General features: G+C 60.8%; 11 protein-coding genes. 3 read left to right on the forward strand and 8 right to left on the reverse strand.

The genetic code is table 11. The annotated features are described in order from the left end of the window. Positions 1 to 4: 4 nt before the first annotated feature. The 8 genes from rseP to rpsB all read right to left on the reverse strand — a co-directional run bounded on the left by rseP (position 5) and on the right by rpsB (position 7,478). On the reverse strand, positions 5 to 1,357 hold the full coding sequence (rseP, locus tag AC30D9_RS11655) for a sigma E protease regulator RseP (RefSeq protein ID WP_134922984.1): 1,353 nt from the start codon (positions 1,355 to 1,357) through the stop codon (positions 5 to 7). Positions 1,358 to 1,409: 52 nt separating this feature from the next. Beyond that, positions 1,410 to 2,600 carry a 1-deoxy-D-xylulose-5-phosphate reductoisomerase gene (ispC, locus tag AC30D9_RS11660; protein WP_307575024.1) on the reverse strand — a complete coding sequence of 397 codons (1,191 nt, stop codon included), beginning with the start codon at positions 2,598 to 2,600 and terminating at the stop codon, positions 1,410 to 1,412. After that, positions 2,597 to 3,403 (reverse strand): phosphatidate cytidylyltransferase, encoded by an 807-nt coding sequence (locus AC30D9_RS11665; RefSeq protein WP_134922982.1) that lies wholly within the window; start codon positions 3,401 to 3,403, stop codon positions 2,597 to 2,599. Before AC30D9_RS11665 ends, ispC begins: the two co-directional genes overlap by 4 nt. After that, a complete protein-coding gene (gene uppS / locus AC30D9_RS11670; protein WP_134922981.1) occupies positions 3,403 to 4,158 on the reverse strand; it encodes a polyprenyl diphosphate synthase in 756 nt (251 codons plus the stop codon). The genes AC30D9_RS11665 and uppS overlap by 1 nt, the downstream gene beginning before the upstream one ends. A gap of 13 nt (positions 4,159 to 4,171) precedes the next feature. Then, positions 4,172 to 4,729, reverse strand: coding sequence for a ribosome recycling factor (gene frr, locus AC30D9_RS11675; protein WP_092330659.1), 558 nt, complete (start codon positions 4,727 to 4,729; stop codon positions 4,172 to 4,174). After that, on the reverse strand, positions 4,726 to 5,469 hold the full coding sequence (gene pyrH / locus AC30D9_RS11680) for a UMP kinase (RefSeq protein ID WP_003198235.1): 744 nt from the start codon (positions 5,467 to 5,469) through the stop codon (positions 4,726 to 4,728). Before pyrH ends, frr begins: the two co-directional genes overlap by 4 nt. Before the next feature lie 212 nt (positions 5,470 to 5,681). Further along, positions 5,682 to 6,545 (reverse strand): translation elongation factor Ts, encoded by an 864-nt coding sequence (tsf, locus tag AC30D9_RS11685; protein ID WP_134922980.1) that lies wholly within the window; start codon positions 6,543 to 6,545, stop codon positions 5,682 to 5,684. A gap of 195 nt (positions 6,546 to 6,740) precedes the next feature. After that, positions 6,741 to 7,478: a 30S ribosomal protein S2 gene (gene rpsB, locus AC30D9_RS11690; RefSeq protein ID WP_003198231.1), complete on the reverse strand. Its 738-nt coding sequence runs from the start codon at positions 7,476 to 7,478 to the stop codon at positions 6,741 to 6,743. A 453-nt stretch (positions 7,479 to 7,931) separates the two neighbouring features. Between rpsB and map the strand changes: the two genes are divergently transcribed. The 3 genes from map to dapC all read left to right on the forward strand — a co-directional run bounded on the left by map (position 7,932) and on the right by dapC (position 12,778). Then, a complete protein-coding gene (map, locus tag AC30D9_RS11695) occupies positions 7,932 to 8,714 on the forward strand; it encodes a type I methionyl aminopeptidase (RefSeq protein ID WP_030139491.1) in 783 nt (260 codons plus the stop codon). Between the two features lie 44 nt (positions 8,715 to 8,758). Then, entirely contained in the window at positions 8,759 to 11,461 is a 2,703-nt protein-coding gene (locus AC30D9_RS11700; protein WP_134922979.1) for a [protein-PII] uridylyltransferase, read from the forward strand. Between the two features lie 117 nt (positions 11,462 to 11,578). Beyond that, positions 11,579 to 12,778 carry a succinyldiaminopimelate transaminase gene (dapC, locus tag AC30D9_RS11705; protein WP_490144068.1) on the forward strand — a complete coding sequence of 400 codons (1,200 nt, stop codon included), beginning with the start codon at positions 11,579 to 11,581 and terminating at the stop codon, positions 12,776 to 12,778. The last annotated feature ends 82 nt before the right edge of the window (positions 12,779 to 12,860 follow it).

Raw genomic sequence — 12,860 nt, forward strand, 5'->3', positions numbered from 1 at the left:
AGCGTTACAGACGACCCAGATCGTTGACGAGGGCAAGCAACATGACCCCGACCACCAAGCTGATGCCGATCTGTATCCCCCAACCTTGCACCCGATCCGACAAGGGACGACCACGCGCCCACTCGATCAGATAAAACAGCAGATGCCCCCCATCCAGTACCGGGATGGGCAGCAAATTCAGAACCCCCAGGCTAATGCTCAGATAAGCAAGGAAATTCAGGAAATCAGCGACGCCCGACTGGGCAGAAGCGCCCGCCACTTTAGCAATGGTTATCGGTCCACTCAAGTTTTTTACCGAGAGCTCGCCGAACAACATTTTCTTGAGCGAGTCCAGCGTCAGGACACTCATGGTCCAGGTACGACGCGCACCCTCGCCAATCGCCGCCACAGGACCGAAACTGACCTCGCGGATCATTTCCGGCGGCCAGTCGACAGCCTTGACGCCCGCCCCCAGGTAACCGGTCGGGGCCTTGCTCTCGCCACGGGCCGCCAGGGTCACCGGGACGTCGATTGGAGCACCGTCACGCTCGATGCGCAGCACAATTTTGGTATCAGGACGTACACGAACCGAATCGACCACCTGTTGCCAATCGCTGACCGGCTGGCCGTCGAGCGCCAGCAACCGATCGCCGGTCTTCAGGCCAGCAGCCTGGGCCGGGCCTTTCGGGTCGAGTTCGGCGAGTATCGGTGGCAACGCCGGGCGCCAAGGCCGGATCCCCAGGGAACGGATAGGATCGGGCTCGTCGGCACCCTTGAGCCAGTTATCCAATACCAGTTCGCGAGGCGAATCCACCGTGGAGCCCTGCTCGCGCACCATCAACTGCAACGAACCGCTCTCACCCAGGCGCCGCACCAATTGCAGATTGACCGCAGCCCAGCCCGATGTCGGCTCACCATCGATAGCGACAATTTCCTGCCCGGCACCCAGTCCGGCGCGGGCGGCAACGCTGCCAGCCTCCACCGCGCCAATGACCGGGCGCACTTGTTCGCTGCCCAGCATGGCCAGGGCCCAGAAAAACACCATGGCCAGCAGGAAGTTGGCGATCGGCCCCGCCGCGACGATGGCGATGCGCTGACGGACGGTCTTGCGATTGAAGGATTGATCGAGCTGATCGGCCGGCACTTCGCCTTCACGCTCGTCGAGCATTTTCACGTAGCCGCCCAACGGGATGGCCGCCACGACGAACTCGGTGCCTTTCTTGTCGTGCCAGCGCAGCAACGGCATGCCAAAGCCCACGGAAAAACGCAGGACCTTGACGCCACAGCGACGCGCGACCCAGAAATGACCGAATTCGTGAAATGTGACCAACACCCCCAAGGCAACCAGGGTGCCGACAATCATATAGAGCGCGCTCATCTGTTTTCTCCGCAATCCTGTCCAGGGCAACCCTGGCTAACGTATCGCAGCTTCAACGCCCGTGGCGCTGCAGCCATTGGCCCGCCAACTCACGAGCCCTGGCATCCGCCGTAAACACAGTATCGAGGTCATCGACCGAAACCACGGCCTCGAGATTCAAGACTTCCTCGATGATACTCGCGATCTCGAGGTAACGGACACGTCCATCGAGAAACGCTGCAACCGCCACTTCATTGGCGGCATTAAGCATGGCCGGGGCACTGTTGCCCGCTTCGGCCGCTTGGCGCGCCAGACGCAGGCAGGGGAAGCGCTGCTCGTCGGGGGCCTGGAAATCCAGGCGGGCGATGGCGAACAGGTCCAGCGGCGCAACGCCCGAATCGATGCGCTCCGGCCAGGCCAGGGCGTTGGCGATCGGGGTGCGCATGTCCGGATTGCCCAACTGGGCCAGCACCGAACCGTCGACGTAGTCCACCAGGGAGTGAATCACGCTCTGGGGATGAATCACCACCTCGACCTGGGACGGCTTGGCATCGAACAGCCAGCAAGCCTCGATCAGCTCCAGGCCCTTGTTCATCATGCTGGCCGAATCCACGGAAATCTTGCGCCCCATGGACCAGTTCGGGTGCGCACAGGCCTGCTCGGGTGAAACATGCATCAATTCTTCCAGCGGCGTCTGCCGGAACGGACCACCGGAGGCCGTCAGTAGAATCCGCCGGACCCCCACCGCGCCAAGGCCACGGGAAAAGTCCTGTGGCATGCACTGGAAAATCGCATTGTGTTCACTGTCTATAGGCAGCAGCACCGAACCGCTCTTGCGCACAGCCTGCATGAACAGCGCGCCGGACATCACCAGCGCTTCTTTGTTGGCCAACAGGATCTTCTTGCCGGCCTGCACCGCCGCCAGCGTCGGACGCAAGCCCGCCGCACCGACGATTGCCGCCATCACAGCGTCGACTTCAGGGTCGGAAGCCACTTGGCAGAGCCCCTCCTCCCCCACCAGCACCCGAGTGTGCAACCCGGCTGCGCGCAGATCGTCCTGCAACGCCCGCGCCACGCCTGCCTCAGGCACCACGGCAAACCGTGGCGTGTGGCGTATGCACAAGGCCAGCAACTCACTCAGGCGCGTGAAACCACTGAGGGCGAACACCTGGTAACGCTCTGGATGCCGAGCAATGACATCAAGCGTACTCAGGCCGATCGAACCGGTCGCGCCAAGGACAGTGATCTGTTGGGGGCGACTCACGATGCCGCCATCCACAACAGCACGGCAAAGATCGGGATCGCGGCGGTAAGGCTGTCGATACGATCCAGCACGCCACCGTGACCGGGCAACAGGTTACTGCTGTCCTTGATCCCGGATTGACGCTTGAACATGCTTTCGGTCAAGTCGCCGACCACGGACACAAATACGATCAGGGCGGCACCAATAAGGCCCATCAGCAGTTGCGCGACCGTCCAGTCCCGAACGAAACCGACCACAGTGGTAATCACCAGGCTCAAGGCCAGGCCACCATAGACGCCTTCCCAACTCTTGCCGGGGCTGACTTTCGGCGCGAGCTTGCGCTTGCCGAACGCCTTGCCGGAGAAATAGGCGCCAACATCAGCCCCCCAGACCAGCACCATCACGGCCATGATCTGCCAGTTACCCAGCGGGCCTTGCTTGATCCAGATCAGCCCCTGCCAGGCCGGCAGCAGGATCAACAGGCCGATCACCAGCTTGGTCGCTGCGTTGGCCCAATGATGGGTCGTGCGCGGATAAGTCAGGACCAGGAAGGTCGCGGTCGCCCACCACAGCACCGCAGCGCCCAGCACCCAAGGCGCGAGGTCAGGCACCACGTACATGATGAACAGCATGGCCGCCACGACGGCTGCGTAAGCCACGCGTGCCGACTGCGCAGGAAAACCCGCCAGACGCGCCCATTCCCAAGCCCCCAAGGTCACGACCAGGCCGATGAACAGCGCAAAACTGGCGCCTTCGAGCAGAAAAAAACCACCCAGGGCAATGGGCAACAGGATCAAGGCAGTGATGATTCGTTGTTTGAGCATTAAACCCGGGCTCCAGCTTCGATCTGCTCGCTCGTTTTACCGAAGCGACGCTGACGGGAAGCGAAATCGGCCAGTGCGGTGCGCATGGCTTCGTGTTTGAAGTCCGGCCAGAACAGGTCGGAGAAGTACAACTCGGCATAAGCCAGTTGCCAGAGCAGGAAGTTGCTGATGCGATGCTCGCCACCGGTACGGATGCACAGGTCCGGCAACGGCAGGTCGCCGGTCGCCAGGCAGGTCTGCAACAGTTGCGGCGTGATGTCTTCCGGACGCAGGTGCCCAGCCTGGACTTCCCGCGCCAACCGTTGGGCAGCCTGGGCGATGTCCCACTGACCGCCATAGTTGGCGGCGATCTGCAGGACAAAACGATCGGCGCCCGCCGTCGCGGCCTCGGCTTCGCGCATCGCAGCCTGCAACTCGGGATGGAAGCGCGAGCGATCACCGATGATCCGCAGGCTGATCTTGTTCTCGTTGAGGCGTTTGGCCTCACGGCGCAGGGCCTTGAGGAACAGGTCCATCAAGGCACTGACTTCATCGGCCGGACGCTGCCAGTTCTCGCTGGAGAAGGCGAACAGGGTCAGCACCTCGACCCCTGCCTCGGCACACACCTCGATGACCGCACGAACCGCATCGACCCCCGCCTTGTGCCCGGCGACGCCAGGCATAAAGCGCTTCTTGGCCCAGCGATTGTTGCCGTCCATGATGATCGCCACGTGGCGCGGCACCGCGAACGGCATGGCCTGCTTGGTCTTTTCCATGAAAACGAGACCCTTATACGGCCATCAGGTCTTTTTCTTTCTGCGCCAAATCCGCGTCGATCTTAGCCACGTATTTCTTGGTCAGGTCGTCGATCTCGCCAGTGGCGCGACGCTCTTCGTCTTCGCTGATTTCCTTTTCCTTGACCAGGTCCTTGAGCTGGCTGTTCGCATCGCGACGGATGTTGCGCACGGCAACACGGGCATCTTCAGCCACATCACGCGCCTGCTTGGTGAAGCCCCTGCGGGTTTCTTCGGTCAGGGCCGGCATGGAGATCAGCAGCAGCTCGCCCAGGTTGGTCGGATTCAGGTTCAGGCCGGCACTGCCAATGGCCTTGTCGACCGCGGCCAGCATGTTGCGCTCAAAGGCCACGACCTGCAGGGTACGAGCGTCCTTGACGGTGATGTTGGCCACTTGCTTGATCGGGGTGTCGGCGCCGTAGTACGGCACCATCACGCCTTCAAGGATGCTCGGGTGCGCCTGGCCGGTGCGGATGCGACCGAAGTTGTGCGCCAGGGACTCCAGGGATTTCTGCATGCGCTGTTCAGCGTCTTTCTTGATTTCGTTGATCATTGTTGAACTTCCTCGATCAGTGTTCCTTCGGCGCCACCATGGACGATATTCAGCAGGGCACCGGGCTTGTTCATGTTAAAGACGCGCAACGGCATCTTGTGGTCGCGGCACAGGCAAATAGCCGTCAGATCCATCACACCCAGCTTGCGATCCAGCACTTCATCGTAGGTCAGATGATCGAACTTCTCGGCATGCGGGTCCTTGAACGGGTCAGCGGTATAGACGCCATCGACCTTGGTTGCCTTGAGCACGACATCGGCATCGATCTCGATCGCTCGCAGGCAGGCGGCCGAATCCGTGGTGAAGAACGGATTACCGGTACCGGCGGCAAAAATCACCACTTCCTTGGAGTTGAGGTGGCGCATGGCTTTGCGGCGGTCGTAGTGATCGGTCACGCCAACCATGGAAATGGCCGACATCACGATGGCCGAGATATTGGCACGCTCCAGCGCATCACGCATAGCCAGGGCGTTCATCACAGTGGCCAGCATGCCCATGTGATCGCCCGTGACCCGATCCATGCCAGCGGCGCTCAGCGCTGCGCCGCGGAACAGGTTGCCGCCGCCGATGACCAGGCCGACCTGCACACCGATCCCGACCAACTGGCCAACTTCCAGGGCCATGCGATCCAGCACTTTCGGATCGATCCCGAACTCTTCCGAGCCCATCAGGGCCTCGCCGCTAAGCTTGAGTAGAATGCGTTTATAGCGAGCCTGATAACCACTGCCCTGCTGAGCCATTGCGAATCTCTCCTGCGGCGTATTTTCGAAAATTCTTTGCAAACTGTTTTCAGCCTGCGTTCACTCTAGCTGACGCTGACACAGCGCCATCGGAACACGGCTTTGTAAGCCAGTTCCGACAGGAAACCAATAAAAATCGGCATCCCCATCCAAAAAGAGGCTGCGCGCGTTAAGCGGGCAGCCTCTTCAGGGCGACAGTTGTAAGAACCGTCTTATTGCTTGGCAGCAGCCAATTGGGCAGCAACTTCTTCAGCGAAGTTGTCGACCGGCTTCTCGATGCCTTCGCCTACCTTGAAGTAGGTGAAAGAAACGATTTCGGCACCGGCTTTCTTCGCCAGGTCGCCGACCTTGATTTCCGGGTTCTTGACGAAAGCCTGCTCAACCAGGCTGGCTTCAGCCAGGAACTTGGAGATACGACCGCTGACCATTTTTTCTGCGATTTCAGCAGGCTTGCCTTTGAGCTTCTCTTCGTTCAACTGCAGGAAAACGCTCTTCTCGCGCTCGATCGCTTCAGCCGAAACGTCCGAAGGCAGCAGGAACTCAGGGTTGGTCGCCGCAACGTGCATGGCGATGTCTTTCGCCAGCTCGGTATCGCCGCCCTTGAGGACAACCGCAACACCGATCTTGTTGCCGTGCAGGTAGGTACCGACCACGTCACCTTCAACGCGAACCAGGCGACGGATGTTGACGTTCTCGCCGGTCTTGCCAACCAGGACCAGGCGCGCTTCTTCCTGAGACGCGATCAGCGGAGCTGCGTCGGTCAGTTTGTCAGCGAAGGCTTTTTCGACGCTGGCAGCGACGAATGCCTTGAAGTCATCCTGCAAAGCCAGGAAGTCGGTCTGGGAGTTGACTTCCAGCAGCACGGCAGCCTTGCCGTCGTCCTTGATGGCGATGGCGCCTTCAGCGGCAACGTTGCCCGCTTTCTTGGCAGCCTTGATGGCGCCCGAAGCACGCATGTCATCAATGGCTTTCTCGATGTCGCCGCCAGCCTTGGTCAAGGCTTTCTTGCAGTCCATCATGCCTTCGCCGGTACGCTCGCGCAGTTCTTTGACCAACGCTGCAGTAATCTCTGCCATTTCAAAATCCTCTTGGATAGGTTTTCAACCATTCCACCCGATCGAACGGGCGATCAATTCTTCCTGGAAAACCACTGCTTATAGGCCGCGGCAAGTTACAAACAGGTCACTGCGCTGGCGGCAAATGGTTTTCGAGGTGGCAAAAAGGGGGCCAAGCCCCCTTTTTGCTTACTGAGTCAACGCCAGGGGCGTCGATTACTCAGCGGCTGCTGCCGGAGCTTCTTCAGCGAAGACTTCGGTGCCGCCATTCACGTTGTTGCGACCACGGATAACAGCGTCAGCCATCGAACCCATGTACAGCTGGATGGCGCGGATGGCGTCATCGTTGCCTGGGATGATGTAGTCAACGCCTTCCGGGCTGCTGTTGGTATCGACAACGCCGATGACCGGGATACCCAGCTTGTTGGCTTCGGTGATCGCGATGCGCTCGTGGTCAACGTCGATCACGAACAGTGCGTCAGGCAGACCGCCCATGTCCTTGATACCGCCCAGGGAGCGGTCCAGCTTCTCAAGATCGCGAGTGCGCATCAGCGCTTCTTTCTTGGTCAGCTTGGCGAAAGTACCGTCTTCGGACTGGACTTCAAGGTCACGCAGACGCTTGATGGAAGCGCGAATGGTCTTGAAGTTGGTCAGCATGCCGCCCAACCAGCGGTGATCGACGTACGGCGAACCGCAACGTGCTGCTTCTTCAGCAACGATCTTGCCAGCGGAACGCTTGGTGCCGACGAACAGAATCTTGTTTTTGCCCTGGGCCAGGCGCTCTACGAAGGTCAGTGCCTCGTTGAACATTGGCAGGGTTTTTTCAAGGTTGATGATGTGGATCTTGTTACGCGCGCCGAAAATGTACTTGCCCATTTTCGGGTTCCAGTAACGGGTCTGGTGACCGAAGTGCACACCGGCCTTCAGCATATCGCGCATGTTGACTTGGGACATGATAGTTCCTTGATAAGTCGGGTTTGGCCTCCACGTATCCCAATGACCAACCAGCGGCTTATATAAGCCGAGGCACCCAGGTCATCGTGTCGACACGTGTGTGGATTTAAGCTTGCGGGGTCATCCCCGGAAAGCGGCGCATTTTATACCACAGCAAGGGCGAAAACGGAACACGGATTCTTAAATCCTCTTGTGGCGAGGGGATTTATCCCCGTTGGGGCGCGTAGCGGCGCCAAATTCAGGCGTCGTGGGGTATCAGGTCGATTGAGCTGCCTGGTAGGGGGCTGCTTCGAAGCCCGGCGGGGATAAATCCCCTCGCCACAGAGTTCCATCCAGGCGATAGGGTTCATTGCGCTGATCGTCTGTTAGAATCGCCTCTTTCAGGGCCACGTGAATCATCATCCGCCGCCCATTTCGCTTTGAACAGCGCCGTCGGGCGCAGAGAGAGCCTGTATGACCGTTACCCTCAAAACCCCCGAGGACATCGCCAAAATGCGTGTCGCCGGCAAACTTGCCGCCGAAGTGCTGGAGATGATCGCCGACTACGTCAAGCCTGGCGTGACCACCGAAGAGCTGGACCGCATCTGCCACGACTATATCGTCAACGAGCAGAAGGCCATCCCTGCCCCACTCAATTACAAAGGCTTCCCGAAGTCGATCTGCACCTCGATCAACCACGTGGTCTGCCATGGCATCCCCAACGAAAAACCGTTGAAGGATGGCGATACCCTGAACATCGACGTCACCGTCATCAAGGACGGTTACCACGGCGACACCAGCCGCATGTTCCATGTCGGCAACGTGCCGGAGTGGGCCGAGCGCCTGTCGAAAGTCACCCAGGAATGCATGTACATGGCCATCGAACTGGTGAAACCGGGCTGCCGCCTGGGTGACATCGGCGAAGTGATCCAGAAGCACGCACAGAAGAACGGCTTTTCGGTGGTGCGCGAGTTCTGCGGCCACGGTATCGGCAAGGTGTTCCACGAAGAGCCACAAATCCTGCACTACGGCCGTGCCGGCACCGGCATGGAACTGCAAGCAGGCATGACCTTCACCATCGAGCCGATGATCAATCAGGGCCGCGCCGACACCAAGGTCCTGGGCGACGGCTGGACTGCCATCACCAAGGACCGCAAGCTGTCGGCCCAATGGGAGCACACCTTGCTGGTGACCGAGACCGGTTACGAAATCTTCACCCTGCGCAGCGATGACACCATCCCTCGCGTTTCCGCCTGACCTAAACACAGCCTATAGCTATAGATAGAAAGGAAAGTCATTCAATGCCGCAGGTGGATCCCGAACTCTTCGACCGCGGCCAGTTCCAGGCTGAACTGGCCCTGAAGGCAAGCCCCATCTCGGCATTCAAGAAGGCGATCCGCCAGGCCCACGAAGTGCTCGACCAGCGCTTTCGCAATGGCCGGGACATTCGTCGGCTGATCGAGGACCGCGCCTGGTTCGTCGATAACATCCTGCAAAAGGCCTGGGAGCAGTTCAACTGGAGCGAAGATGCCGACATCGCCCTGGTGGCGGTGGGTGGCTATGGGCGCGGCGAACTGCACCCCTACTCCGACATCGATCTGCTGATTCTGCTGGACAGCGCCGATCATGAGGTTTTCCGCGATTCCATCGAGCGCTTCCTGACGCTGCTGTGGGATATCGGCCTGGAAGTCGGCCAGAGCGTGCGCTCGGTGCAGGAATGCGCCGACGAAGCCCGCGCCGACCTGACAGTGATCACCAACCTGATGGAAAGCCGCACCATCGCCGGCCCCGAACGCCTGCGCCAGCGCATGCTCGATGTCACCAGCACAGAGCACATGTGGCCAAGCAAGGAATTTTTCCTGGCCAAGCACGCCGAGCAGAAGGCCCGCCACCATAAGTACAACGACACCGAGTACAACCTGGAGCCCAACGTCAAGGGCTCGCCTGGTGGGCTGCGGGACATCCAGACGATCCTCTGGGTTGCCCGCCGCCAGTACGGCACGCTGAACCTGCGGGCCCTGGCTGGCGAAGGATTCCTGGTGGAAAGCGAAAACGCCTTGCTGGCCTCGTCCCAGGAGTTTTTGTGGAAAGTCCGCTACGCCCTGCACATGCTCGCCGGCCGTGCCGAAGACCGCCTGCTGTTCGATCACCAGCGCTCCATCGCCGGCCTGCTGGGCTTCGAGGGCCAGGACGCCAAGCAGTCCATCGAAAACTTCATGCAGCAGTATTACCGGGTGGTGATGAGCATCGCCCAGCTCAGCGAACTGATCATCCAGCACTTCGAGGAAGTCATCCTCGCCCCAGAAGACGAAGAGCCGCCGCAGCCGATCAACTCACGTTTCCAACTGCACGACGGTTACATCGAAGCGCGCAACGCCAATGTGTTCCGCCGCACGCCGTTCGCCATGCTGGAAATCTTCGTACTCATGGCCCAGCAGCCGGAAATCAAGGGCGTGCGCGCCGATACCATTCGCTTGCTGCGGGAAAACCGTCATCTGATCGACGAAGATTTCCGTCACGACATCCGTAACACCAGCCTGTTCATCGAGCTGTTCAAGTGCAAGATCGGCGTGCACCGCAACCTGCGGCGCATGAACCGCTACGGGATCCTCGGGCGCTATCTGCCGGAGTTCGGCTTCATCGTCGGACAGATGCAGCACGACCTGTTCCATATCTACACGGTCGATGCCCACACCCTGAACCTGATCAAGCACTTGCGCAAACTCCAGTACACCCAGGTCTCGGAGAAATTCCCGCTGGCCAGCAAGCTCATGGGCAAGCTGCCCAAGCCCGAGCTGATCTACATGGCGGGGCTGTACCACGACATCGGCAAGGGCCGCCAAGGCGATCACTCCGAGATCGGTGCGGTGGATGCCGAAGCGTTCTGCCAGCGCCATCAACTGCCGGTATGGGACAGCCGGCTGATCGTCTGGCTGGTGCAGAACCACCTGGTGATGTCGACCACCGCCCAGCGCAAGGATTTGTCCGACCCGCAGGTGATCCATGACTTTGCCCAGATCGTCGGCGATGAAACGCGCCTGGATTACCTCTACGTGCTGACCGTGGCCGACATCAACGCCACCAACCCGACCCTGTGGAACTCCTGGCGCGCCAGCCTGTTGCGCCAGCTATACACCGAGACCAAGCGGGCCTTGCGCCGTGGCCTGGAAAACCCGCTGGACCGCGAAGAACAGATCCGCCGGACCCAGAGCGCAGCCCTGGACATCCTGGTGCGCGGCGGGACCGACCCGGACGACGTCGAGCAGCTCTGGTCGCAACTGGGCGATGATTATTTCCTGCGCCATACCGCCGGCGACGTGGCCTGGCACAGCGACGCGATCCTCCAGCAACCGGCCGACGGCGGGCCGCTGGTGCTGATCAAGGAAACCACCCAGCGCGAGTTCGAGGGCGGCACGCAGATCTTCATCTATGCCCCGGACCAGCACGACTTCTTCGCGGTGACCGTGGCGGCGATGGACCAGCTCAACCTCAACATCCATGATGCGCGGATTATCACCTCCAGCAGCCAGTTCACCCTCGACACCTATATCGTGCTCGACACCGACGGCGATTCGATTGGCGATAACCCGACACGGGTCAAGCAGATCCGCGACGGCCTCACCGAGGCCCTGCGCAACCCGGCGGACTACCCGACCATCATCCAGCGCCGGGTGCCACGCCAGCTCAAGCATTTCGCCTTTGCGCCCCAGGTGACGATCCACAACGATGCCCAGCGTCAGATCACGGTGCTGGAACTCAGCGCCCCGGACCGCCCCGGCCTGTTGGCGCGGATCGGTCATATATTCCTGGAGTTCGACCTGTCGCTGCAAAACGCCAAGATCGCCACCCTCGGCGAGCGGGTGGAAGACGTGTTCTTCATCACCGACGCCCATGGCCAACCGCTGTCCGATCCACAGCTGTGCAGCCGCCTGCAGGAAGCGATCGTGCGGCATTTGAGCGTCAACCAGGAACCCGATATCAACCTGACGCGTATCAATATCTGAACGAATCCCCCTGTGGGAGCGGGCTTGCTCGCGAAAGCGGTGTGTCAATCAACATAATCACTAACTGACACACCGCTTTCGCGAGCAAGCCCGCTCCCACATTGAACGAGGCCCCCGATGAACAACGCTCTGAACCAGTTGCAGCCCTACCCGTTCGAAAAGCTCCGCGCCCTGCTCGGCAGCGTCACGCCCAACCCCGACAAGCGCCCGATCGCGTTGTCCATCGGCGAGCCCAAGCACCGTTCGCCGAGCTTCGTGGCCGAGGCCCTGGCCAGCAATCTGGAAAAAATGGCCGTGTACCCGACCACCCTCGGCATCCCGGAACTGCGTGAAGCCATCACCGGCTGGTGCGAGCGCCGTTTCAACGTGCCGAACGGCTGGCTGGACCCGACGCGCCATGTACTGCCGGTCAACGGCACCCGTGAGGCCTTGTTCGCCTTCACCCAGACCGTGGTCAACCGTGGCGACGACGCCCTGGTGGTCAGCCCCAACCCGTTCTATCAGATCTACGAAGGCGCGGCGTTCCTGGCCGGCGCCAAGCCGCACTACCTGCCGTGCCTGGACGCGAACGGCTTCAACCCGGATTTCGACGCGGTCTCGCCGGACATCTGGAAACGCTGCCAGATCCTGTTCCTGTGCTCGCCTGGCAACCCGACCGGCGCGCTGATTCCGGTGGATGTACTGAAGAAACTCATCTCCCTGGCCGACGAACACGACTTCGTCATCGCCGCGGACGAGTGCTACAGCGAACTGTACTTCGACGAACAAACCCCGCCGCCAGGGCTGCTCAGCGCCTGCGTCGAACTCGGCCGCAAGGATTTCAAACGCTGCGTGGTGTTCCACAGCCTGTCCAAACGCTCCAACCTGCCAGGCCTGCGCTCCGGCTTCGTCGCGGGTGACGCGGACATCCTCAAGGGTTTCCTGCTGTACCGCACCTACCACGGCTGCGCGATGCCGGTTCAGACCCAACTGGCAAGCATCGCCGCGTGGAACGACGAAGTGCACGTACGGGCCAACCGTGCGCTGTACCGGGAGAAATTCGACGCGGTGCTGGAGATCCTCAGCCCGGTGCTGGACGTACAGCGTCCCGACGGCAGCTTCTACTTGTGGCCGAATGTGGCGGGCGATGACGCGGCGTTCTGCCGGGACCTGTTCGAAGAGGAACACGTGACCGTGGTACCGGGCTCGTACCTGTCCCGCGAAGTGGATGGCGTCAACCCAGGCGCCGGGCGCGTGCGCATGGCCCTGGTCGCGCCATTGGCTGAATGTGTGGAAGCGGCGAAGCGGATTCGCGCGTTCATTCAGCGTCGGGGTTGATGGCTGCACCAGGACTTGAGCGAACTGCTGTTGTGGCGAGGGGATTCATCCCCGCTGGGCTGCGCAGCAGCCCCAAAGCAGT

This window comes from Pseudomonas sp. DF11, assembly GCF_058148565.1.